The 23,603-nt window shown below is 74.6% G+C and carries 20 protein-coding genes and 1 tRNA gene; 14 read left to right on the top strand and 7 right to left on the bottom strand.

Going from position 1 to position 23,603, the window contains the following annotated elements; translation table 11 throughout:
• Positions 1-63: 63 nt before the first annotated feature.
• Both B5Y66_RS16645 and B5Y66_RS16640 read left to right on the top strand, forming a co-directional pair.
• On the top strand, positions 64-666 hold the full coding sequence (locus tag B5Y66_RS16645) for a hypothetical protein (protein ID WP_139820944.1): 603 nt from the start codon (positions 64-66) through the stop codon (positions 664-666).
• Complete coding sequence (locus B5Y66_RS16640) at positions 663-2,270, top strand: DUF7059 domain-containing protein (RefSeq protein ID WP_079575994.1); 1,608 nt, start codon at positions 663-665, stop codon at positions 2,268-2,270. Before B5Y66_RS16645 ends, B5Y66_RS16640 begins: the two co-directional genes overlap by 4 nt.
• Here the strand turns inward: B5Y66_RS16640 and B5Y66_RS16635 are convergent.
• Positions 2,257-3,030 carry an alpha/beta hydrolase family protein gene (locus tag B5Y66_RS16635; protein WP_079575638.1) on the bottom strand — a complete coding sequence of 258 codons (774 nt, stop codon included), beginning with the start codon at positions 3,028-3,030 and terminating at the stop codon, positions 2,257-2,259. The two genes, B5Y66_RS16640 and B5Y66_RS16635, sit on opposite strands and share 14 nt — an antisense overlap.
• A 172-nt stretch (positions 3,031-3,202) precedes the next feature.
• Between B5Y66_RS16635 and B5Y66_RS16630 the strand changes: the two genes are divergently transcribed.
• Positions 3,203-3,742 carry a hypothetical protein gene (locus B5Y66_RS16630; protein WP_139820943.1) on the top strand — a complete coding sequence of 180 codons (540 nt, stop codon included), beginning with the start codon at positions 3,203-3,205 and terminating at the stop codon, positions 3,740-3,742.
• 63 nt (positions 3,743-3,805) lie between these two features.
• Here B5Y66_RS16630 and B5Y66_RS16625 read toward each other — a convergent pair whose 3' ends face one another.
• A complete protein-coding gene (locus B5Y66_RS16625; RefSeq protein ID WP_217700834.1) occupies positions 3,806-5,230 on the bottom strand; it encodes a TrkH family potassium uptake protein in 1,425 nt (474 codons plus the stop codon).
• Positions 5,231-5,357: 127 nt separating this feature from the next.
• Here B5Y66_RS16625 and B5Y66_RS16620 point away from each other — a divergent pair, with 127 nt between their 5' ends.
• From B5Y66_RS16620 to topA, 3 genes are all read left to right on the top strand, one after another.
• The gene (locus B5Y66_RS16620) at positions 5,358-6,515 is read left to right on the top strand and encodes a S1 family peptidase (protein WP_079575636.1); all 1,158 of its coding nucleotides are present in this window, start codon (positions 5,358-5,360) and stop codon (positions 6,513-6,515) included.
• A gap of 160 nt (positions 6,516-6,675) precedes the next feature.
• Positions 6,676-7,659, top strand: coding sequence for a phosphatase PAP2 family protein (locus tag B5Y66_RS16615; protein WP_079575635.1), 984 nt, complete (start codon positions 6,676-6,678; stop codon positions 7,657-7,659).
• 123 nt (positions 7,660-7,782) lie between these two features.
• Complete coding sequence (topA, locus tag B5Y66_RS16610) at positions 7,783-10,530, top strand: type I DNA topoisomerase (protein ID WP_079575634.1); 2,748 nt, start codon at positions 7,783-7,785, stop codon at positions 10,528-10,530.
• Between the two features lie 78 nt (positions 10,531-10,608).
• Here the strand turns inward: topA and B5Y66_RS16605 are convergent, their stop codons facing one another.
• Positions 10,609-10,815 carry a hypothetical protein gene (locus tag B5Y66_RS16605; protein ID WP_079575633.1) on the bottom strand — a complete coding sequence of 69 codons (207 nt, stop codon included), beginning with the start codon at positions 10,813-10,815 and terminating at the stop codon, positions 10,609-10,611.
• A 74-nt stretch (positions 10,816-10,889) separates the two neighbouring features.
• Between B5Y66_RS16605 and B5Y66_RS16600 the strand changes: the two genes are divergently transcribed.
• Together B5Y66_RS16600 and B5Y66_RS16595 are read left to right on the top strand one after the other, a co-directional pair.
• On the top strand, positions 10,890-11,348 hold the full coding sequence (locus B5Y66_RS16600; RefSeq protein ID WP_079575632.1) for a MarR family winged helix-turn-helix transcriptional regulator: 459 nt from the start codon (positions 10,890-10,892) through the stop codon (positions 11,346-11,348).
• Between the two features lie 71 nt (positions 11,349-11,419).
• Positions 11,420-12,481, top strand: coding sequence for a Gfo/Idh/MocA family protein (locus B5Y66_RS16595; RefSeq protein WP_079575631.1), 1,062 nt, complete (start codon positions 11,420-11,422; stop codon positions 12,479-12,481).
• Positions 12,482-12,491: 10 nt separating this feature from the next.
• Here the strand turns inward: B5Y66_RS16595 and B5Y66_RS16590 are convergent, their stop codons facing one another.
• A complete protein-coding gene (locus B5Y66_RS16590) occupies positions 12,492-12,908 on the bottom strand; it encodes a pyridoxamine 5'-phosphate oxidase family protein (RefSeq protein ID WP_079575630.1) in 417 nt (138 codons plus the stop codon).
• 113 nt (positions 12,909-13,021) lie between these two features.
• Here B5Y66_RS16590 and tmk point away from each other — a divergent pair, with 113 nt between their 5' ends.
• The 5 genes from tmk (at position 13,022) to B5Y66_RS16565 (ending at position 18,911) form a co-directional block, all read left to right on the top strand.
• Positions 13,022-13,717, top strand: a complete 696-nt coding sequence (gene tmk / locus B5Y66_RS16585; RefSeq protein WP_079575629.1) for a dTMP kinase — start codon at positions 13,022-13,024, stop codon at positions 13,715-13,717.
• Positions 13,714-14,865 carry a DNA polymerase III subunit delta' gene (locus tag B5Y66_RS16580; protein WP_079575628.1) on the top strand — a complete coding sequence of 384 codons (1,152 nt, stop codon included), beginning with the start codon at positions 13,714-13,716 and terminating at the stop codon, positions 14,863-14,865. The genes tmk and B5Y66_RS16580 overlap by 4 nt, the downstream gene beginning before the upstream one ends.
• Before the next feature lie 129 nt (positions 14,866-14,994).
• Positions 14,995-16,680 (top strand): enoyl-CoA hydratase-related protein, encoded by a 1,686-nt coding sequence (locus B5Y66_RS16575; protein ID WP_079575627.1) that lies wholly within the window; start codon positions 14,995-14,997, stop codon positions 16,678-16,680.
• Entirely contained in the window at positions 16,677-17,246 is a 570-nt protein-coding gene (locus tag B5Y66_RS16570) for a hypothetical protein (RefSeq protein ID WP_139820942.1), read from the top strand. The genes B5Y66_RS16575 and B5Y66_RS16570 overlap by 4 nt, the downstream gene beginning before the upstream one ends.
• A gap of 63 nt (positions 17,247-17,309) precedes the next feature.
• Positions 17,310-18,911, top strand: a complete 1,602-nt coding sequence (locus B5Y66_RS16565; protein WP_245807181.1) for an alpha/beta hydrolase — start codon at positions 17,310-17,312, stop codon at positions 18,909-18,911.
• 51 nt (positions 18,912-18,962) lie between these two features.
• Here B5Y66_RS16565 and B5Y66_RS16560 read toward each other — a convergent pair whose 3' ends face one another.
• Complete coding sequence (locus B5Y66_RS16560) at positions 18,963-19,856, bottom strand: PrsW family intramembrane metalloprotease (protein ID WP_079575625.1); 894 nt, start codon at positions 19,854-19,856, stop codon at positions 18,963-18,965.
• Positions 19,857-19,993: 137 nt separating this feature from the next.
• Between B5Y66_RS16560 and B5Y66_RS16555 the strand changes: the two genes are divergently transcribed.
• Positions 19,994-20,069, top strand: a tRNA-Thr gene (locus B5Y66_RS16555).
• Positions 20,070-20,644: 575 nt separating this feature from the next.
• Here B5Y66_RS16555 and B5Y66_RS16545 read toward each other — a convergent pair.
• Complete coding sequence (locus tag B5Y66_RS16545; protein ID WP_079575991.1) at positions 20,645-21,913, bottom strand: enolase C-terminal domain-like protein; 1,269 nt, start codon at positions 21,911-21,913, stop codon at positions 20,645-20,647.
• Positions 21,914-21,966: 53 nt separating this feature from the next.
• Positions 21,967-23,589 carry an aldehyde dehydrogenase (NADP(+)) gene (locus B5Y66_RS16540; protein WP_079575623.1) on the bottom strand — a complete coding sequence of 541 codons (1,623 nt, stop codon included), beginning with the start codon at positions 23,587-23,589 and terminating at the stop codon, positions 21,967-21,969.
• Between the last annotated feature and the right edge of the window lie 14 nt (positions 23,590-23,603).

Genomic DNA, 23,603 nt, shown 5'->3' with positions numbered 1-23,603 from the left:
CGAGGCCGCCGCACCGCGGCGGGGGATTTCTCGCGCGCGCGAGCGGTGACGCACCATAGGGGGATGCGTCGTGCCCGCCTTCTGCCCCGTCAGCTCCCGGTCGTCGTCGTGGGAATGCTCGTCACGGGGGCGGCGCTGGCCGGCTGCGGGCAGGCCGGCACCGACGAGGAGCCGGTCGCGGAGCCCGCCCCGGCGGTCTCGATCCCCGGCGACCTCGACATGGGCGTCGAGGGCGAGCCCAGCCGCTCGAGGGACGCGTCGTCCTCGCCCGGCGCGGACGACGACGGCAGCGAGGACAACGCCGACGCAGACGCCTCCGCGGTCGACCACGAGACGTGCGTCGAGCTCCAGCAGGCCTGGTCCGCCACCAACCGTGCGCTCGTCGACCTGAGCCCGGAGCACCCCCGCGCGCTGGTGCAGAGCTTCCGCACCGCGGACAAGGCGATGGCCGCGGCGGAGCCGCCCGAGGACCTGGCGGAGCCCTGGGGCGCGATGGCGGACTACCTGGGCAGTGCGGTGACGGCGTTCCAGGACGTCGACGAGGACGACGCGTCCGCGGTCAGCTCCGCGGTCGCGGACGCGATCACCGCGGACGACACGGCGGACGCGACGACGGCCGCCAAGGACATCACCGCCTTCCTGTCGACGTCGTGCGCGGGCCGATGAGCGCTGCCGGGACGACGCCCGTGCCGGACGCCGCCGCCGCGCCTCTCCTGGACGCGCTGCGGGCGGGGCTCGACGCCGCGGGCTACACCGTGGACGGCGTCGAGGAGGCGCTGGGCGACGTCGCGTCGGCGGCGCTGCACCGCGAGCAAACGGTGCCCGCCCGCCGCGCGCTCGCGGGGGCGTCCGGCGCGCACGAGCCGCGCGCCGCGCTCGCCAGCCTCTTCCTGCTCGGCGACGACGTCCCGCGGGCGGCGCTCGACCGCGCGCTCCCGGGCCTCGGCACCGCGGGCGCCGCCCGCCTCGGCCTCGTGGCCGCCTCCGGGGAGGGGGACGACGACACGGTGCGCGCCGTCGTCGACCTGCGTCCGTACGGGGCGGTCGACGCCGGTGGCGAGGCGTCGTGGTGGCTCTCGAGCGACCTCGCCGAGCTGGCGACCGGCGGCCGCCTCGCCACCGACCACGTGCTGGGCGCCGGCGGCGCCTCCACGACGCTGGCGCAGGTGACGGCCCGCACACCGGTGGGTCGCGTGCTCGACCTCGGCACGGGCTGCGGCATCCAGGCGCTGCACGCCGCGCGGCACTCGCGCCAGGTGGTGGCCACCGACCTGTCGCGACGCGCGCTCGGGTTCGCCCGGTTCAACCTGGCCCTCAACGCGCCCTCGCCGGGCACGGAGGTCGGGCTGCGGCACGGCTCGATGCTGGAGCCGGTGGCGGGCGAGAGCTTCGATCTCGTCGTGTCCAACCCGCCGTTCGTCATCACCCCGCACGCGGGCGCGGCGGGCGCCGCGGTGGCCGAGGCGCTGGGCGACTACGAGTACCGCGACGGCGGCCGCTCGGGCGACGACCTGGTGCGCGACCTCGTGCAGGACGTCGGCCGCGTGCTCGCCCCGGGCGGCGTGGCACAGCTGCTGGGCAACTGGGAGCACCGGCGCGGCGAGGCGTGGGACGAGCGCGTGGGGACGTGGCTCGACGCGTCCGGCCTCGACGGGTGGGTGATCCAGCGCGAGGTGCTGGACCCGGCCGAGTACGCGGAGACGTGGATCCGCGACGGCGGCACCACGGCGGAGCGCGAGCCGGGTGCCTGGTCCGCGGCCTACGGGGCGTGGCTCGACGACTTCGCGTCGCGCGACGTCGAGGCGGTCGGCTTCGGCATCGTCACGCTGCGCCGGCCCGCCGACGGCGCGCGCCCCACGCTGCGGCGCCTCGAGGAGCACACCGGGTCGGTGCACCAGCCGCTCGGCGCACACGTCGCCGCGTCCCTGGCCGCGCACGACTGGCTCGCCGCACGGGACGACGCGGCGCTCGCGGCCGCGCACCTCGTCGTGGCGGACGACGTCTCCGAGGAGCGGTTCCACACGCCGGGCGAGGCGGACCCGAACGTCATCGTGATCCGGCAGGGCGACGGCCTGGGGCGCGGCGTGCACGCGTCGACCGGGCTCGCCGCGTTCGTCGGGGTGTGCGACGGCGAGCTCGCCGTCGGCCAGATCGTCGGCGCCCTGGGCGCCCTGCTCGACGTCCCCGTCGAGGACCTGCGCGCGGAGCTGCTGCCCGCCGTCCGCGGCCTGGTGCGCGACGGCTTCCTGCGCCCCGCTAGCGCGGCGTAGCGAGGTACGGGTCGGCCCACGCGCTGACGATCCGCGCGGCGCGCTGGGCCTGGCCGGGGGCCGTGAGCAGGTGGTCGCTGCCCTCGAGCGCGACGAAGCTGCGCGGGTGGCGGGCCGCCGCGAAGATCTGGCTGGCGTTCTCGATCCCGACCACGGTGTCCGTGGGCGCGTGCATGATCAGCAGGGGCAGCCCGAGGTCGGCGATGCGGTGGTCCAGGTCGGCGTCGCGCACGTCCTCGACCATCCCGCGCTTGAGGTTGAGCCGCTTTCCGCCCACCTGCCACACGGCGTTCCCCTCGGCGAGCACCTGGTCCACCAGGTCGTCGTACTGGTGCTCGGCGTGGCTGGGGTCGAACGGCGCGCACACGGACACGACGGCGCGCACCCCGGCCTCGGGCGCCGCGGCGATCGCGGCGGCCCCGCCCCAGGAGTGACCGACGAGCAGGTCGGGCCCGGCCTCGTCCCCGGTGAGGTGCTCGGCCACGAACCGCGCCGCGAGCACCGTGTCGGCGACCTTCACCGTGAACGAGCCGTCGCCCCAGTCGCCCTCGGAGTCGCCCAGCCCGAGGTTGTCGAACCGCAGCATGCCGATCCCCTCGGACGCGAGCTGCTTGCAGATGCGCGCCGCGGCGGGGGAGTCCTTGCCGAGCGTGAACCCGTGGGCGAACACGCCCCAGCCGCGCACCTCGCCCTCGGGCCGGTCGACGATGCCCGCGAGCCGGGGCCCCGTGCTGCTCGCGAACGTCACCCGCTCCGCCACGGCCCGCCCTCCTCGTGCGTCGACGCGTCCGGGCCCTCGTCCTGCGGGTCGCCGGGCGCCGGTCCGGCGCGCGACGAGTCTGCCACGGGGGCGTCGTGACCCCCGCCACATGGGGAGTGCTCCCCTGCCGGTCGGGGCGCGTGATCGGGGGCGGTCGGTCACCATGGACCTTATGCGCAACCGAATGTCCCTGACCCGTGCCACCGCGGTGGCCGCCGGAGCCCTGCTCACCCTCGGCCTGGCCGCCTGCAGCGGTGCGGGCGACTCCCAGGAAAGGTCGTCGTCCGACGCGGGCACCGCCGCCGAGGAGCAGCCCACCGAGGAGGCGCTGGCCGAGGAGAGCCCGCAGGAGGAGGCGCCGGCCGAGGAGGGGGCGGACGGCGACGTCTGCGCGGCCTTCGACTCGCTCACCAGCGCCTCGTCGGCGCTGAGCAGCGCCGACCCGGCCGACCTGCAGCCCACGCTCGACAAGCTCGAGGAGCTCACCACCACCCTCGAGGGTGTCAGCGAGCCGCCGGCCGAGATCGCGGACGACTGGGGCACCCTCACCACGTCGTTCCGGTCGGTGACCGACGGGCTCAGCGAGGCGGCGGAGGACCCGACCGCCACCGACGCCATGACCAAGGTCAACGACGCCATGTCCACCATGACCGGCCAGGAGTTCCAGGACGCCGTGCAGGGCGTCGGGACGTACGCCGGCACCCACTGCTGACCCACCGGACCATGACGAGGCCCCGCCGAGCACGCTCGGCGGGGCCTCGTCGTGCCACGGTCCTCAGCCGATGACGACGGCGGCCTCCGGGCGCCGGTAGAGCCGCTGGCGGTCCCGCATGGCGAGGCCGGTGCCGAGGGTGATGGGGCCGAGGCGGCCGAGGAACATCAGGGCGACGAGCACGAGCTGGTGCCACGCCTGCATGTCGGCGGTGATGCCGGTGGACAGGCCGGTCGTGCTGAACGCCGAGATCACCTCGTACAGCACCTGGTCGAGGGTGAAGAGGCTGGTGGAGAGGGTGATCGCGAGGGTCGGCAGCACCACGGCCGCCACCCCCACGAGCGCCACGGTGAGCGCCTGCCGCTGCGTGCCCGGCGTCAGGCGGCGGTCCCAGAGCGCGGCGTCGGGGTCACCGCGCAGCTCCGACCAGATGGCGACGGCGAGCACGGCGAAGGTCGTCACCTTGATGCCGCCGGCGGTGCCGCCCGACCCGGCGCCGATGAACATGAGCATGTCGGTGAAGAACCAGGTGCCGTTGTTGGCCTGCGACAGGTCCACGGAGTTGAAGCCGGCGGTGCGCGGCATGACCGCCTGCGTGAACGCGGCCAGCACCTTCGCGGGCGGGTCCAGCGGGCCGAACGTTCCGGGGTTGCCCCACTCGGCCGCGAGGAAGAACACCGTGCCGACCGCGAGCAGCGTCGTCGTCATCAGCACGGTGAGGCGAGTGTGCACGCTCCAGCGCGACAGCCGTCGCAGGTCGGTGGGGCCGTCCTCGGAGCGGCGCGTGCGGTGCAGCCGCCACAGCTCGAGCAGCACGGGGAACCCGAGGCCGCCGACGATGACGGCGGCGCAGATCGGCAGGCAGACCCACGGGTCGGCGACGAACGGCACCAGGTTCTGGCTGTAGATGGAGAAGCCCGCGTTGTTGAACGCGGACACGGCGTGGAACACGCCCGACCACGCGGCGTGGCCGAGCGGCTCGTCGTAGGCCGAGGCGAACCGGGCCGTCAGGACCGTGGCGACCACGAGCTCGGCGACCACGGTGAACCGCAGCACGCCGAGCAGCACCCGGCGCACGTCGCCCATCCCGACCGAGCGTGTCGACTCGGTGGCCACGAGGCGGGTGCCGAGCCCGAGGCGGCGGGTCAGCAGCAGGCCGAGCAGCGACGCGAGCGTCATCACCCCGAACCCGCCCACCTGGATCAGCAGCAGGATCACGACCTGCCCGAACGGCGTCCAGAACGTCTCGGTGTCCACGACGGCGAGCCCGGTCACGCACGTCGCGGACGTCGCCGTGAACAGGGCCTCGACGAAGCTCGCGTTCCGGCCGGTGGCGCTGACGGGGAGGCTCAGCAGGGCCGTTCCGGCCGCGATCGTGGCGAGGAAGCCCAGCGTGACGAGCTGGGCGGGCCGGCGCCGCAGGCTCGCGGGCGAGGCGGTGTCGGACGTGGGTGCCCGGTGCGGGCGGAGCCACGGGATCGTGCGCACGAAGGATGAGTGTGGCACCCGCCGGGCCCGTCGCGCGGCCTGGACGCGCCCTGGCCGCGGGCTGGCCGCCCCCGTAGCGTGTGGTGCGCCGGGCAACCGTCCGGTACCTGACGGAAGGAGAGCTCCGATGAGACGCACGACCTTCAGGGCGATGGCCGCCACGGCCGCAGGGCTCACGCTCGCAGCGACCGCGGCGACGGCCCAGGCCGCCGGCCCGGCCCCCGACGACGACGTCGTGGGCGCAGACCGATATCCGGCCGGGCTCCTGCGGGCCATGCAGGACGACCTCGGCGTGTCCCCCGAGCGCGCCGTCGAACGCCTCGGCTTCCAGGACGCCGCCGCGGCGGCGCAGGACCGGCTGCGCGAGCGGCTCGGCGACGACTTCGCCGGCGCGTGGCTCGACCCGCGGCACGACCGCCTCTACGTGGCCACGACGGGCGACGACGACGCCGCGGTGCGCGCCGCCGGGGCCAGCGCGGTCGACGCCCGGTACTCGCTGGACCAGCTCGAGGGGTGGTCCGCCGACCTTGCGGACGGGCTCGGCGACGCCGCCGGCCGCGCAGTGACGGGCTGGCACGTCGACGTGCGGGACAACGCGCTGGTGGTGGAGACGCTGGCCGGCGCGGCCCCGGCCGCGCGGGCGGCACTGGACGACGCGCTGGCCGCGGCCGACGTACCGGGTTCCGCCGTCACCGTGGCCACGACGGCGGAGCGGCCCCGGCTGCTCGACGACATCGTCGGCGGCAACGCGTACTACATCGGCTCGGGCGCACGCTGCTCGGTCGGGTTCGCCGTGACCGACGGCTTCGTCACCGCGGGGCACTGCGGCTCCGCGGGGGACACGACGTCGCAGCCGGCGGGGACGTTCGCCGGGTCGAGCTTCCCGGGCGACGACTACGGGTACGTCCAGGTGGGGCTCGACAGCACCCCGGTGGGCGCGGTGAACGACTGGGCCGGCGGCCAGGTCGCGGTGGCCGGCGCCGAGCCAGCGCCCGTGGGCGCCCAGGTCTGCCGCTCCGGCTCCACGACAGGATGGCACTGTGGCACCGTCGAGGCGCTGGACGTGTCGGTCTCCTACGCCGAGGGCACGGTCGACGGGCTCATCCGCGCCGACGTGTGCGCGGAGCCCGGCGACTCCGGCGGGTCGCTGCTCGCGGGCGACCAGGCGCAGGGCGTGACGTCCGGCGGGTCCGGGGACTGCACCTCCGGCGGCACGACGTTCTTCCAGCCGGTGGGCGAGATCCTCGACGCCTACGGCCTCACCCTGGTCACCGACGGCGCGTAGTCGCGCCGGCACGGACGACGGGCGGGGACCCCGGGGTCCACGCCCGTCGTCATGCCCCCGCCCGTCGTCGGCGGCCGGGCAGGTCGAGGGTGCGCGGGAAGGGGAGAGGTCCCCACGCAGCGCGTACGTTTCCGTCACACCGAGTCGGTAGCGTGATCCCGTGCTCACCGAGACGCGCCCCGTGCCGCCGCCGACCCCCTCGAGGGGGACGTCGGGCGTCGGCGCGCCGATCCTGCCGGTCGGCGCGTGGCGGGGCGCCCGTCCGGTCCCGCGGGCGAGGACCGCCCCGCGCGTCGTCGCCGCCGTCGTGGCGGTGCTGGCGGTGCTCGGCGTCTGGCTGACCTGGCGGTTCTTCGTCGACACGGCCGCCGGCCAGCGCGTCGACGAGCTCGCGTTCCTCGGCGCCACGCACGGCCAGGGCCGCCTGTGGCAGGTCGCCGAGCCGGTGCTCGACGTCGTGTCCGTCGCGTTCGTCGTCGCGGGGGTCGGGGTGGCGATGCTCGTCGCCCTGGTGCGGCGTCGCTGGGTGCTGGCGCTGCAGGTCGCGGTGCTCGTGGGCGGCGCGAACGTGACCACCCAGGTGCTCAAGCACGGGGTCCTCGACCGGCCGGAGCTGCTGTCCGGGTGGACCGGGCCCAACACGCTGCCCAGCGGTCACACCACCGTCGCGGCCTCGGTGTCGGTCGCGCTGCTGCTCGTCACGCCGCGGGCGTGGCGGCCGGTCGTCGCGGTCCTCGGGGCCGCGTACACGGGGGCCACCGGGGTCTCGACGCTCGTGGGCCAGTGGCACCGGCCGTCGGACGTCGTCGCCGCCGTGCTCGTCGTCCTGGTCTGGGGCGCCGCGGTCTGCGCGCTCACGCCGGCGTCGTCGACGGACGAGCTGCGCCGGCCCGGCGCGTCGTACGCGGCGCCCGGGTCGTACGTCGTCGCGGGTCTGCTGCTGCTCGCGTCGGTGGCCGGCGTCCTCGTCTCCGGCGCCACCCTCGTGGGCCTGGTCACGAACGGCGACCCGGTGCCCCTCTCGCCGGACCTCACCGCGTACGCGGCGGGGGCCCTGGGGGTGCTCGCGGTGACCGCGGGGGCGTTCGCCGCCCTCCTCGTGCTGCGTCAGCTCACTGCGCAGCCGCGCCTCACGTCTCGGTAGAGTGCCGCCCGGCGGCCGTGTCGGGGAAGTGACGAGCGGATGTCGTACCGTGACATGACCGGTCGGCCGGTCGCCGTCCGCACATGCCCGGCACCGCCGCAGCAACAGGGAAAGCAGGAACGGATGCCCCAGCCACGCAAGCTCGTGATCGTCGAGTCGCCCACCAAGGCTCGCAAGATCCAGGGCTACCTCGGCGACGACTTCGAGGTCGAGGCGAGCGTGGGGCACATCCGCGACCTGCCGCAGCCGCGCGACCTGCCGGCGGACATGAAGAAGGGCCCGTACGGCAAGTTCGCCGTCGACGTCGACAACGGGTTCGACCCCTACTACGAGGTCCACGCGGACAAGAAGCAGAAGGTCCGCGAGCTGAAGAAGGCCCTCAAGGAGGCCGACGAGCTCTACCTCGCCACCGACGAGGACCGCGAGGGCGAGGCCATCGCCTGGCACCTGATCCAGGAGCTCAAGCCCAAGGTCCCGGTCAAGCGGATGGTGTTCCACGAGATCACCCGCGAGGCGATCCTGCGGGCCCTGGAGAACACCCGTGAGCTCGACGAGGACCTCGTCGACGCGCAGGAGACGCGCCGCATCCTCGACCGGCTCTACGGCTACGAGGTCTCGCCGGTGCTGTGGCGCAAGGTGCGCCAGGGCCTGTCCGCGGGCCGCGTGCAGTCCGTCGCGACGCGGCTCGTCGTGGAGCGTGAGCGCGAGCGGATGGCGTTCGTCTCCGCGGGCTACTGGGACGTCACCGGGCAGTTCGCGCCGACGACGGGCGACGACGCCGGGCAGGCGTTCCGCGCCCGCCTCACCGGGCTCGGGACGGAGCGCGTCGCCTCGGGCCGCGACTTCGACGACCGGGGCCGCCTCAAGGTCCGCACCGGCGTGGTGCAGCTCGACGAGGCGTCCGCGAACGCCGTCGTCGCGGGGCTCGCGGACGCGTCCTTCGCCGTGCGCTCGCTCGAGACCAAGCCGTACTCCCGCAAGCCCGCGGCGCCGTTCACCACCTCCACGATGCAGCAGGAGGCGGGCCGCAAGCTGCGGATGAGCTCGCGCCAGGCGATGCGCACGGCGCAGGCCCTGTACGAGAACGGCTACATCACCTACATGCGTACGGACTCACCGTCGCTGTCCGCGGAGGCGACGGACGCCGCCCGCCGGCAGGCGGCGGAGCTGTACGGCCCCGAGTACGTGCCGGGCGCACCGCGCCTGTACACCTCCAAGAACAAGGGCGCGCAGGAGGCGCACGAGGCCATCCGTCCCGCGGGCGACTCGTTCCGTACCCCGGCCCAGGTGGCGCGCGAGATCTCCGGCGACCAGTTCAAGCTGTACGAGCTGATCTGGAAGCGCACCGTGGCGTCCCAGATGGCCGACGCCAAGGGGTCGACGGCGTCGGTGCGCGTCGCCGCCTCGCTCGCGGGCGCGGCGGGGGACCTCGCGGGCCGGGACGCCGTCTTCTCGGCGTCCGGCACCGTCATCACCTTCCGCGGTTTCCTCGCCGCCTACGAGGAGGGCACGGACGTCGCCGAGGGCGCGGACGCGTCCGCCAAGGAGGCGCGCCTGCCGCGCATGGGCGAGGGCGACCCGCTGAGCGGCGACGGCCTCACGGCCGAGGGCCACGCCACCACGCCGCCGGCCCGGTACACGGAGGCGTCGCTGGTCAAGGCGCTCGAGGAGCTCGGCATCGGCCGCCCGTCGACGTATGCCGCGACGATCTCGACCGTCCAGGACCGGGGCTACGTGCGCACCAAGGGCCAGGCGCTGACCCCCACCTGGCTCGCGTTCGCCGTCGTGAAGCTGCTCGAGGAGCACTTCCGCTGGCTGGTGGACTACGACTTCACGGCCGAGATGGAGGCCGACCTCGACCAGATCGCGTCGGGCAGCCGGGACCGTGTGGCCTGGCTGACGCGCTTCTACTTCGGCGACGGTTCGGGCGAGAGCACGGGCTGGGGCCTGCACGAGCTGGTGGAGAACCTCGGCGAGATCGACCCCGTGGCGATCAACTCGGTGCAGATCGGTGAGGGCATCCGCGTGCGCGTGGGCCGGTACGGCCCGTACGTCGAGGACCTCGGCGCCGAGGTGGCCGAGGGGGAGAACCCGCCGCGCGCGTCCATCCCGGAGGAGGTCGCCCCGGACGAGCTCACCGTGGCGAAGGCGCGCGAGCTGCTGGCCGCCGGGGCCGAGGACGGCAAGGTGCTCGGCACCGACCCGGTGTCGGGCAACGAGATCATCGCGAAGAACGGTCGCTACGGCCCCTACGTGACCGAGGTGCTCGACCTGCCGGAGATCGACCCGAGCCTGTCCGCCGCGGCGCAGAAGAAGGCGAAGGCCGCCCAGCCGAAGCCGCGCACCGCGTCGCTGTTCAAGGACATGTCGCTGGAGACCGTGACGCTGGAGGACGCGCTCAAGCTGCTGTCGCTGCCGCGCGTCGTGGGCACCGACCCCGAGTCGGGCGATGAGATCACGGCGCAGAACGGGCGCTACGGCCCGTACCTCAAGAAGGGCACCGACTCGCGGACGATCGCGTCGGAGGAGCAGCTCTTCACGATCACGCTGGACGAGGCGCTGAAGATCTACGCCGAGCCCAAGCGCGGCCGGGGCGCCCGGGCGGCCACGCCGCCGCTGCGCGAGCTGGGCGACGACCCGACCAGCGGCAAGCCGATCGTCGTGAAGGACGGCCGCTTCGGCGCGTACGTCACGGACGGCGAGACCAACCGGACGCTGCCGCGCGACCTCACGCCGGAGAGCATCACGCCCGAGCGCGCCGTCGAGCTGCTGGCGGAGAAGCGTGCGGCGGGCCCGGCCAAGAAGCGCCGCACGACGACGAAGGCGCCGGCGAAGAAGACGACGACGCGGAAGACCACCACCAAGAAGTAGCGCGACGGGGTGGTCGAGCCCCCGGTGGCCGAGCCTGTCGAAACCGAGGACGTGGTCTCGACAGGCTCGAAGGGGCGGTCAGTCCTTGCGCTCGACGAGGTACACGTGCCCGTCGGCCCTCGTGACGCGCTGCAGCGAGCGGCGCAGGGCGGCGTCCCGGGCGAGGTCCTCCGCGCTGGGCGGGATCGGCGGGGTGCGGCGGATCGATGCGGGCCCGAAGAACCTCAGCAGGCTCTCCGTCACCTTCATGCCCCAGGTCCGGTCGTCGTCCTCGCGGCGTGCCATGACACTCCCTCGTCAAACACTTGGTGGGCCAACCATTGGTGCGCCAACTATAGGCCGACTCGTAGGGTGGGCGCATGGACCTGCCCGCCGACCCGCTGCGCCTCGAGGCGCAGGTGTGCTTCTCGCTCTCGGCGGCCGCCCGGGCGATGGTGTCGATCTACCGCCCGATCCTGGAGCCGCTCGGTCTCACGCACCCGCAGTACCTCGTCATGCTCGGGCTGTGGCAGGACGAGCGCTCCGGCGCGACGACGACGGTCACCGGGCTGAGCGCCCGGCTCCTGCTCGACCCCGGCACGCTGTCGCCGCTGCTGAAGCGGCTGGAGCGGCAGGGGCTGCTGGAGCGCCGCCGCGGCACCGGCGACGCGCGTGTCGTCGAGCTGCACCTCACGGCCGCGGGGCGGGCGCTGCGGGACGAGGCGGAGAAGGTCCCGGCGAAGGTCGTCTCGGCGAGCGGGCTGAGCCTGGCCGAGCTGGAGCAGGTGCGCGACGTCGCGAACCGCGTGGTCGTGGCGTCGCTCGGCACGCTCGCCTGAGGCGTCCCCCAGAGAGAGCCCCGGGCAACTACGCCCCGTTCCCGTGCGCTCCGGCGGGTACGGTGGCGGCCATGACCGACGTCACACCTGCCTCGTTCGCGCCCGGACTGACCACCGACGACCTCGCGGGGACGGTCCCCGACCCGCGGACCGCGCCCGCGGTGCGCTGGGGCGTGCTCGGCGCCGGCAACATCGCCGGCTCGTTCTCCGACGGCGTCCGGGAGCACACCGCCGCGTCGGTCGTCGCCGTCGGGTCGCGCGACCTGGCCAAGGCGGAGACGTTCGCCGCCGCGCACGCGCCGGGCGCGCGGGCGCACGGCGACTACGAGGCGCTCGTGTCCGACCCGGAGGTCGACGTCGTGTACGTCGCGACGCCGCACTCCCACCACCACGAGCACGCGTTGCTGGCGATCCGCGCCGGCAAGCACGTGCTGGTGGAGAAGGCGTTCACGCAGGACGCGGCCCAGGCGCGCGAGGTGCTCGACGCCGCCCGCGAGGCCGGCGTCTTCGTCATGGAGGCGATGTGGACCCGCTTCCTGCCGCACGTGGCGGCGCTGCGCGGCGTCCTCGCGCGCGGGGAGATCGGGCGGGTCGTCAGCGTGGTCGCCGACCACGGCCAGCAGTTCCCCCTCGACCCGGCGCACCGGCTGTACGCGCCCGGGCTGGCCGGCGGCGCGTTGCTGGACCTCGGCGTCTACCCGGTGTCCTTCGCGCAGGACCTGCTGGGCGCCCCCGAGTCCGTCACGGCCGTGGGCGCGCTCACCGAGACCGGGGTCGACGGCCAGATCGGCATGGTGCTGGGGTACCCCGGCGGCGTCCAGGCCACCCTCTCGACCACGCTGTGGGCGCGCACGGCCAACACCGCGGTGATCTCCGGCACGCAGGGGCGCATCGAGGTGGCGCGCACGTTCTACGCCCCGACGTCGTTCCGCGTGGAGCGGCACGACGGCGCCACGTGGGACTACGACGGGTTCCGCGGCGAGGGCAAGCAGTACCAGGCCGCCGAGGTGGCGCGACTGCTCGCGGCAGGCGAGACGCAGAGCCCCCGCATGTCGTGGGACGGCACGATCGAGGTGATGGACACCCTGGACGCCGTCCGCCGTCAGGCGGGGGTCGTCTACCCGGGGGAGTGACCGGGTCGGGTCAGCGCTGCTCGCCCGGCACCAGGCGGCGCCCGGAGACCTCGCTCGGCGTGATGCGGACCCACACCGTCTTGCCGTCCTCGAGGTAGCTGACGAGTCCGGTCGCGCGCGCCTCGTCGAGGTCGGCGTCCCGCTCGAGGACCTGTGCGCGGCCCTTCACCACGACGCTCCACGAAGAGGTGTCGCCGATCTCGTCGACCTCGAACGCGACCCGCGGGCTGATCGTCACCTCCGCGAGCTTGGTGCCGGGCTTGGTGCGCAGGAAGATGCGCTGGTCGGCGGCCGCGAAGCTGACGGGGAAGATCTCGGGCTCGCCGGCCACCGACGTGGCCAGCCGGCCGATCTTCTGCCCTGCGAGCAGCTCCCAGCACTCTTCCTCGGCGAGCACGGTCTGGGAAGGCTGGGGCTGGGTGGACATCGATCCTCCTGCAGGACGTGGGAGTGGCCCTTCGTCTTCCCATCGTCGCCCCAGGCGGCCGGGTCTGCGAACCCGGGGCGGGTGTGTGAGTGGTCACCGTTAGGGTGTCCGGAGTGAGCAGCGCACCCGGGTACTTCGTCTCGTTCGAGGGCGGCGACGGCGTCGGCAAGACCACGCACGTGCGCCTGCTGGGTGACTGGCTGCACGAGGTGACGGGGCGCGAGGTCGTCGTGACGCGGGAGCCGGGCGGCACGGACCTGGGCGCCACGCTGCGCCGGGAGGTGCTGCACGGGGAGGACATGGACCCCCGCACCGAGGCCCTGCTGTACGCGGCCGACCGCGCCCACCATGTCGCCACCGTGATCAGGCCGGCGCTCGCGCGCGGTGCCGTGGTGGTCACGGACCGCTACCTCGACTCCTCGGTGGCGTACCAGGCCGGCGGCCGCGAGCTGTCGGAGGAGGAGATCGAGGCGCTGTCCCTGTGGGCCACCGCCGACCTGCTGCCCGACGTCACGGTGCTGCTGGACCTCGACCCCGTCGTCGGGGCCGCCCGGCTGTCGGGCGAGCCGGACCGCCTCGAGCGGGCGGGTGACGAGTTCCACCGGCGCACGCGCGAGACGTTCTTGCGCCGTGCCGCGGCCGACCCGGAGCGGTGGGTCGTGGTCGACGCGTCCGCGAACCTCGACGACGTGCAGGCGCAGGTGCGTGTGGACGTGGCCGCACGCCTGGACCTGACGCCCTCGGTGGTCGAGCCCGTCGAAACCTGGTTTCGACAGGCTCGACCATCGGTAGGGGAGGACCTCGAATGAGCGTGTGGGACGACGTCGTCGGGCAGCCGGACGCGGTCGCCGTGCTGCGCCGCGCCGCGACCGACCCGGCCGCGATGACGCACGCCTGGCTGCTCACCGGCCCGCCCGGCTCGGGCCGGTCGGTGGCCGCGCGCGCGTTCGCGGCGGCGCTGCAGTGCACCGGGACGGACGGCGAGACCGGCGGCTGCGGGCGTTGTCGCGCGTGCACGACGACGCTGGCCGGCACCCACCCGGACCTCACGGTCGTGGCGACGGACAAGGTCGTCATCACCATCGACGAGGTGCGCGACCTCATCATGACGGCGTCCCGCACGCCGTCGTCGGGCCGCTTCCGAGTGATCGTCGTCGAGGACGCCGACCGGATGGCCGAGCGCACCACCAACGTGCTGCTCAAAGCCATCGAGGAGCCGCCGCCGCACACCGTCTGGGTGCTGTGCGCCCCGAGCGCGCAGGACGTGCTGCCGACCATCCGTTCCCGCTGCCGCGGCGTCGTGCTGCGCGTACCGCCGGCGCAGGACGTGGCGGAGCTGCTGGTGCGTCGCGACGACATCGACCCGGCGGTGGCCCTGACCGCGGCGCGGGCGGCGCAGTCGCACGTCGGGCTCGCGCGCAGGCTCGCCCGCGACGCCGACGCCCGGGAGCGCCGGGACGCGGTGCTCGAGATCGCACGTCGCATCCGGGGCGTGGGCGACGCCGTGCTCGCGGCGGGGGAGCTGGTCGACGTCGCGAAGGCGGAGGCCCTGGCGGCCACCACGGAGCGCGACGCCGTCGAGAAGGCCGAGCTGCTGCGTGCGCTCGGCGTGCAGGAGGGCGACACGCTGCCGCCCCGGCTGCGCTCGCAGCTCAAGCAGCTCGAGGACGACCAGAAGCGGCGCGCCACGCGCCGTCAGCGCGACGTCCTCGACCGGTCGATGGTCGACCTGCTGTCCCTGTACCGGGACGTGCTCGTGGTGCAGCTCGGCGCGAGCGTCGACCTGGTGAACGCCGAGCACGACGGGACCGTGCGCGCCCTGGCGGCGGACTCGACGCCGGAGCAGACGATCCGCCGGATGGACGCGATCGGCGTCGCGCGCGAGCGCCTCGAGGGCAACGTGGCGCCGCTGCTGGCGCTCGAGGCGATGACCGTGGCGCTGCGCCCGCAGGGCTGACCCTCTCGGTGGTCGAGCCTGCCGGGCCCGACCCCCTCACGGGCGACAGTTGCCTCATCGCCCCTTCATGCGGTGAGGTGTTCCGCGGCGGGGGCCACGGTGGCCTCCGTGACTTGACTGGGGGTTGGCATGAGGATCCTGCTGCTCGTCTCGGCGTTCAACGGGCTCACGCAGCGTGTGTGGGGGCACCTGGCGGACCGGGGCCACGACGTGGGCGTCGAGCTGGCACCCACCTTCGCGTCGCCGGAGGAGCTCACCGCGCGCGTCGAGGAGATCGGCCCCGACCTGATCCTGGCGCCGTTCCTCAAGCACCGGGTGCCCGAGGACGTGTGGCGGCGGTGGACCACCGTCGTCGTGCACCCCGGCCCCGTCGGCGACCGCGGCCCGTCGTCGCTGGACCACGCCATCCTCGACGGCCGGGAGCGCTGGGGCGTGACGGCCCTGTCCACGGTGGAGGAGATGGACGCCGGCCCGGTGTGGGCGACGTCGACGTTCGCCATGCCCGCGGACCTGATCGCCAAGAGCGCCCTCTACAACGGGCTCGTGGCCGACGCGGCGATGGCGTGCGTCGAGGAGGTGCTGCGCAAGGTCGCGGCCGGCGAGGAGCCGACGCCGGCCGACCGGGCCGAGCGGGAGGTGCCGGGCACCGGTGAGCTGCCGCTGCTGCGCCGGGCCGCGTTCGAGCTGGACCTGTCCCGCCCCGCCGCCGAGCTGGCGCGCACGATCGCCGCGGCCGACGGCGCGCCCGGCGCCCCCGCGACCCTGCAGGGCGCGCGCTTCTGCCTGTTCGATGCCGTGGCCGACCCCGAGCCGGTGGACTCGCTGGCCGCCCCCGGCATGGTGGTGGGGCGCGACGAGGACGCCGTGGCGATCGCCACCGGCGACGGCACCCTGTGGGTCGGGTACGCCGCGACGCTGGCCGACAAGCGCGGCACCAAGCTGCCCGCGTCGTGGGTGCTCGACGTCGCCGGGGTCCCGTTCCGCCCGGCGCCCGCCGCGCTCGCGGAGTCGGTGTACGAGCGCGACGGCGACGTCGGCTACCTGACGATCCGGTCGTACAGCGGCGCCATGCACACCGAGCAGTGCCGCCGCCTGACGACGGCCGTGGAGAAGGCGCTCACCGAGGACACCCGGGTGCTCGTGGTGCGCGGCACCGAGCACGCGTTCTCCAACGGCATCCACCTGGGCGCGATCGAGGCGGCCGACGACCCGGCGGCGGAGGCGTGGGCCAACATCCAGGCCATCGACGACCTGTGCGCGGCGATCGCCGCCGCCGACCAGGTCACCGTGGCCGCCTTCACGGCGAACGCCGGCGCGGGCGGCGTGATGGCGGGGCTGTGCGCCGACGTCGTCGTGGCGCGCGACGGGGTGGTGCTGAACCCCTACTACGACATGGGCATCTTCGGCTCCGAGCTGCACACGTGGACGGTCGCGTCCCGGCTGGGCGAGGTCGACGCCGACCGGTTGCTGAGCGCCAAGCTGCCGGTGTCGGTCGCGGAGGCGGCGACGATCGGCCTCGTGGACGCCGTCGGCCCGCGCGACCCGGAGCGGTTCGCCGCGTGGCTGGCCGACCGCGCCGCCGCGCTGGCGACGCCCGACGGGCGGGCGGAGACCGCCGCCGTGGCCCGGGTGCGCGCGCCGCGCCGCCCGCTGTCCTACTACCGCACGATCGAGCTGGCGGAGATGGCACGCGACCTCTTCGACGACCGGCGCGGGTTCGCGGCCAAGCGGCGCGACTTCCTTGGCAAGGTCGCCTCGCAGGAGACGCCGGAGCGGTTGCGGTTCGCGGACGTCCGCGAGACGGTCGGCCGGTGACGACCTCCGTACGCACCCTGGTCCGCGGCGTCGCCCTCGCCGGCGTCGCCGGCGCTCTCGCGCTCGTCGTGGCGGCGTGCGCGTCGCCCGCGCCGTCGGGCGGCGGGTCGTCGGAGCCGACGGCGGCCTCGCCGTCGGCGTCCCCGGAGCCGTCGGCCCCGGCCTCCCCGTCCGGAGAGGTGACCGGTGTGCCCGGTCCGGGGGAGCACGTGCGCGGCCTGCCCGACGGCGCGGAGGGGACGTTCGACAGCCCTGCCGGCGCCGGCTGGTCGCCGACGCCCGGGGTGCTGCTGGTCGTGACGTACGGGTCGAGCACCTGCCCGCGCCTCGCCGAGGCCGAGGCCGGCTGGGGCGGCAGGCACGAGGCGATCGACGTCGGGCTCGTCGACCCGGACCCGGGCCCCTGCACGATGGACTACGTGCCGACCACGAGCGCGGTCGCGGTGCCGCCCGACGCGGACGCGGGGTCGGGGGTGACGGTGCGGCTGGGCGACATCGGCAAGGTCGAGGTGGCGCCGCGTGCGGCCGACGGCGAGGCGGGCCCTCTGGCCTGGGTCGCCCCCTGACCGTGGGTCGCGCTCGCCGGTGCCACGTCCGACTCGGGTTCTGAGCGACGGTAGGTTGGGCTGGTGATTCCCGACGAGCGCCGATCGACCGCCCGCCGCACGCCCTCCCTCCGCCCGACGCCGCGTCGCGCCACCCTGCGCAGGGCGGCCGCCGTCGTCGTCGCCGGGGTGGTCCTCCTCGCCGGGTGCACCGCGCCCGCCAAGGAGCAGTCGCCCGTGGGTTCCGCGTCCGGGCCGGCCGCGTCGCAGGCTCCGGACGGGTTCGCGCAGTACTACGGGCAGACGCTCGAGTGGGAGGACTGCGAGGACGGGTTGCAGTGCGCGACGGCGTCGGCGCCGCTGTCCTGGCAGGACGCGGACGCGGGCAGCATCGAGCTGGCGCTGGTGCGCAACCCGGCCGACGGCAAGGACCCGGAGGGCTCGCTGCTGGTGAACCCCGGCGGGCCGGGCGCGTCGGGCGTCGACTTCGTCCGCGGTGACGCCCAGGGCGGCGGCTCGACGTTCGGCAAGCGGCTGCAGGACGCGTTCGACATCGTCGGGTTCGACCCGCGGGGCGTGCAGCGCTCGACCCCGCTCAAGTGCTTCGACGACGCCCGCAAGGGCGAGTCGCTCGCCAAGGACTTCGACCGGAGCACGGACGCCGGCCTCGAGGCGATGGCGGACGAGTACGAGGCGTGGAACGCGGCCTGCGCGGAGAACTCCGGCGACGTCCTCGGCCACGTGGACACGCAGAGCGCGGCGCGCGACATGGACATGCTGCGCGCGGTGCTCGGCGACGACACGCTGCACTACCTCGGCTTCTCCTACGGCACCCAGCTCGGCGCCACGTACGCCGGGCTGTTCCCGGACCGCGCCGGCCGCCTCGTGCTGGACGGCGCGATCGACACGACGCTCACCTCGGAGGAGGTCTCCCACGGGCAGGCCGTCGGTTTCGAGAACGCGCTGCGGGCGTACGTGAAGGACTGCCAGGCGGGCGGGAGCTGCCCGCTGACCGGGTCGGTCGACGACGGGATGCGCCAGATCCGGCAGGTGCTCGACCACGCCTACGAGCGGCCGTACGAGACGTCGAGCTCCGGCCGCACGGTCACGCAGAGCCTCGCGTTCTACGGGATCGCCGTCACGCTCTACAACCAGGGGAGCTGGCCGGCCCTCACCCAGGGCCTGGACGAGGCGATCAACCAGGGCACCGGCGACGTGCTGCTCTACCTCTCCGACCAGTACTTCGACCGGAACGCGGACGGCAGCTACTCCTCGAACTCGGAGGAGGCGATGCGCGGGGTGAACTGCCTCGACGACCGTGCCACCACTGACGTCGACCAGATGCGGGCCGACGCCGCCGCGATCGAGAAGGACGCCCCGACCATGGGCTCGTTCTTCGGCTACGGCGGGCTGACCTGCGACGGCGCCGAGTACCCGCAGGTGGAGCGGGAGTTCGACGTGCACGCGAAGGGCGCGCCGCCCATCGTCGTCGTCGGCACCACGAACGACCCGGCCACCCCGTACGTGTGGGCCGAGGGCCTGGCGAAGACGCTGGACTCCGGCGTGCTGCTCACCTACCAGGGCGAGGGGCACACGGCGTACCAGCCGTCGCGGTCGTGCGTGGCGGACGCCGTCGAGTCCTACCTCGTGGACGGGGACGTGCCGGAGGACGGCGCTACCTGCTGAGCGACGTCGCCGGTCGAGCCTGTCGAGACCAGCGAGAAGGTCTCGGCAGGCTCAGCCGACGGGGCGACGCACGCGTGACCAGTGCCGCAGGGCGAGCACGCCCAGCACGGAGATGACGATCAGCCCGCCGACGTAGAACACGGTGGACCAGGTGGAGGCGTTGTCGGACGCGACGGGCAGCAGCTGGCCGTAGGCGAGCTCGTAGTGCACGCCGCCCGTGACCTTGAGCGCGAGGTAGGCGGAGATGAAGCCCATCGAGTCCCACAGGGCGTGCAGCGCGACCACCGTGAGATAGGCGAGCACCACCCCGCCGGTGAACCGGTACTTGCCGGCGGCCGACGCCGCGCCGAAGATCGCCGCACCCAGGATCGCGGTCCACAGCACGTGCCCGACCGGTGTGAGCAGGCCGCGCACCGCCTCGGTCTGCAGCAGGGCGTTGAGGTCGATCTGCCCCAGGCGGGTGAGGCTCGCGTTGAACGCGTAGCCGGCGGACTCGAACGCCGCGAACCCGGCACCGACGGTCGCGCCGAGCAGCGCGCCCTTGAGCCCCGTCTTCTCGGCCACACGGGCGCCGACCACCAGGAACACGGCGATCTTCACGGCCTCCTCGATCGCGCCCACGCCCACGTAGATCCACAGCGACGGCGACAGGTGCGACTCCAGGATCGACGCACCCAGCACGCCGAAGATGCCGCCGAAGAAGAACGCCGCCAGCAGCAGCATGATGTCGATCGAGCCGTGCGCCTTCTCCACGACGAACAGCACCACGCTGAACGGCACCAGGAAGCTGCCGAGCAGGATCACGGTCGGGATGAGGTTCGAGTTCTGCGTGCCGAACGTGACGGCGGCGGTGACCGCCCACAACAGCACGCCGAGGACGAGCGTCTTCCACCACCACCCTCGGCCCGTGGTGATGACCGTGCTCTGCGACGTGGTGGGCTGCATGGGCACGAGTATGCGGAGGTCAGCGCGCCCTGTCGCGCGGAAGCGTCCCGCAGGTGGGCAGCGGTTTTGGAGACCGCCCCGCGCGTCAGGTACTGTGGGCGCGCTCGTTGATCCGGCTGCACGCCGGTGGACGGCGCGCCGCCTTAGCTCAGTCGGTAGAGCGATTCACTCGTAATGAATAGGTCATCGGTTCGATTCCGATAGGCGGCTCCAGCACGGAAACCCCTGCTGACCTGGACGCACAGTCCGGAGTCGGTGGGGGTTTCTCGCGTCTCAGGCACCCTTGCGGCCATCTTGCGCACCCCCGCCGACCGTGCCAGCGACGCGCGCACCACCGGGGCGCCGTCGCGCCACGCCCTACCCGCCGCCGACGTCCTGCGCACCTGGAGCGGGCCGAGGTCGCGATGGCGCCCACGGCGCGGGCGGACGTCACCTTGCACATGCCCCTCGACGTCCCCGGCCGGCACGCACGGCGCGGGTGAACCCGCCGTGCGTGCATCCGGCGTCAGCGCAAACGTGAGGCCATGGTCACGGTCAGGTACCTGGCGTCGACCAGGTGCGAGGTCTGCGGTCAGAGGATCGCGGCGGCGATGGTCCATGTGGTGGGGGGACAGGGTGGTCCGCCCGACCACATGACGATCGCCAACGTGGGGTGGCACCTCGAGTGTCGCGGGCACGACGGGGCACTCGAGGAGTTCGTCGAGCAGTGCCCCGAGTGCGAGGCGCGCGCCTGACAGGGCGGGTGCGCGCGGCGACGGTCGGCGTCGGACCCGGCAGCGCCCCCCGGGCTACCGGACCAGGCAGGGGCGCTTCGGGTCGAACTCCCAGCCGGGCACGAGGTACTGCATCGCGACGGCGTCGTCCCGCGAGCCGAGGCCGTGCTCCAGGTACAGCTCGTGCGCCTCGGCGAGGCGGTCGGGGTCGAGCTCGACGCCGAGCCCGGGCGCGGTCGGCACCCGGATCTCGCCGCCGGAGATCTCGAGCGGCCGGGTGGTGAGGCCCTGCCCGTCCTGCCAGATCCAGTGCGTGTCGAGCGCGGTGATCTCCCCCGGGGCGGCGGCGCCCACGTGCGTGAACATGGCGAGCGAGACGTCGAAATGGTTGTTGGAGTGCGAGCCCCAGGTGAGGCCGAGCTCGTGGCACAGCTGCGCGACGCGGACGGAGCCGGCCATGGTCCAGAAGTGCGGGTCGGCCAGCGGGATGTCGACGGCGTCCGACCGGATCGCGTGCCCGAGCTCGCGCCAGTCCGTGGCGATCATGTTGGTCGCGGTGGGCAGCCCTGTCGCCCGGCGGAACTCGGCCATCACCTCGCGGCCGGAGAACCGGCCCTCGGCCCCGCACGGGTCCTCGGCGTACGCCACGACGCCCCGCATCCGGCGCCCGAGCCGGACGGCGTCGTCGAGCAGCCAGCCGCCGTTGGGGTCGAGCGTGATGCGTGCGTCGGGGAACCGCTCCTTGAGCGCGACGACGGCGTCCACCTCGAGGTCGCCCGCCTGCACGCCGCCCTTGAGCTTGAAGTCGCGGAAGCCGTAGCGCTCCCGCGCGGCGTCGGCGAGGCGGACGACGGCGTCGGGCGTCGTCGCGGCCTCGCGGCGCAGCCGGGACCAGGCGTCGGGCGCGTCGGGCTCGCGCAGGTACGGCAGGTCGGTGGCGTCCGGGTCGCCGACGTAGAAGAGGTAGCCGAGCATCGGCACGGCGTCGCGCTGCTGGCCCTCGCCGAGCAGCTCGGCCACCGGCACGCCGAGGTCCTGCCCGTGCAGGTCGAGCAGCGCGGACTCGAGCCCGGTCACGGCGTGCACCGTGGTGCGCAGGTCGAAGGTCTGGTTCCCGCGCCCGCCCGCGTCCCGGCCGGCGAACCGGGCCGAGACCCCGCGCAGCACGGACCGGAGCCGCGGGACCGGCTGCCCGACCACGAGGGTCGCGGCCTCCTCGATCGTCGCGCGGATCTTCTCCCCGCCCGGCACCTCGCCCAGCCCGGTACGGCCGTCGGAGTCCTCGACGACCACGATGTTGCGGGTGAAGAACGGCGCGTGCGCGCCGGACAGGTTGAGCAGCATCGAGTCGTGCCCCGCGACAGGGACGACCTGCACCCGGGCGACGGTCGGGGCGCTCACCGTGCCGCCTCCGTCTCCGCCGCCCGGAGCACGCCGTCCACGCGCCGGGTGAGGCGCCACGGGTTGTCCGGGCGCACCGGCTCCGGCAGCAGGTAGTCCGGCAGGCCCTGGTAGGCGACGGGCCGCAGGAACCGGTCGATCGCCAGCGTCCCGACGGACGTGGTCCGCCCGTCCGACGTCGCGGGGAAAGGGCCGCCGTGCACCATCGCGTGGCCGACCTCGACGCCGGTCGGCCAGCCGTTCGCGAGGATGCGACCGGCCTTGCGCTCCAGCACGGGCAGCAGGCGGCGGGCCGTGGCCGCGTCCGCCTCGGTGAGGTGGAGGGTCGCGGTGAGCTGCCCCTCGAGGCGGCCGACGGCGGCGAGGAGCTCGTCGTCGCCCGAGTACCGCACGACCAGGGACGCGGCGCCGAAGATCTCGGCCTCCAGCACGGGGTTGGCGAGGAAGGTGGCGACGTCGGCGACGAAGACGGACGGCGCGGGCGCGTTGCGGGTGGCGCCCGGGGTCCCGGTGCCGGCGGCCTCGACGCCGTCCTGGGCCCCGAGCGCGTCCACGCCGTCGTGCCACGCCCGCGCGATGCCGGCGGTGAGCATGGTCTGCCCCGTGGCCGCCTCGGCGGCGCGGCGGACGGCGTCGACGAACGCGTCGCCGCGCTCGGACCGCGGCGCCAGCAGGATCCCGGGGGCAGTGCAGAGCTGGCCGGACGAGCCGGTCACCGACGCCAGGTACGCCGCGGCGAGGGCGTCGACGTCGGCGCCCTCGTCCGGGTCGAGCGCCCCCGGCAGCACGACCACCGGGTTGACCGAGCTCATCTCGGCGTAGACGGGGATCGGCACGGGGCGGGCGGCGGCCGCGGCGACGAGCGCGAGGCCGCCCGAGCGGGAGCCGGTGAACCCGACCGCCCGGATGGCCGGGTCGGTCACCAGCGCCCGCCCCACCTGGGCCCCGGGGCCGTAGACCAGCGAGAAGACGCCGGGGTGCAGTCCCTCGGCGGCGACGGCGTCGGCGACGGCGCGCCCGACGAGCTCGCCGGTGCCCGGGTGGGCGCCGTGCGCCTTGACGACCACCGGGCACCCGGCCGCGAGGGCCGAGGCGGTGTCGCCGCCGGCCACGGAGAACGCGAGCGGGAAGTTGCTGGCGCCGAACACGGCGACGGGGCCGACGGGGACCTGGCGCTGGCGGATGTCCGCGCGGGGCAGGGGAGCGCGGTCGGGCCGGGCAGGGTCGACGCGGACGCCGCGGTGGTCCCCCTGGCGCACGACGGCGGCGAACAGGCGCAGCTGACCCGTGGTGCGTGCGAGCTCGCCCGTGAGCCGGGCCTCGGGCAGGCCCGTCTCCTGCATCGCGCGCGCGACGATCGCGGAGCCGGCGGCCTCGAGGTTCTCGGCGGCGCGCTCGAGGAAGCGGGCGTGCGGCTCGGGGGCGAGGGCGGAGAACGACGCGAAGGCCTCCTCGGCGGCGGCCGTGGCGTGGGCGAGCTGGTCGACGGCGAGCAGCGAGTAGGCGGGCTCCAGCGGCTCGTCGGTGGCGGGGTCGTGGGCGACGGCCGTGCCGGCGGCGCCGACCAACGGCTCCCCGGCGACGATCGAGTGCCCGGCGAGGACGGCGGTGACGGTCATGGGGTTTCCCTCCG

Source organism: Krasilnikoviella flava (assembly GCF_900167525.1).
Lineage (GTDB): Bacteria > Actinomycetota > Actinomycetes > Actinomycetales > Cellulomonadaceae > Isoptericola > Isoptericola flavus.
Note: the sequence above shows the minus strand (reverse complement) of the source record. Positions and strands in the feature narration are given on the sequence as shown.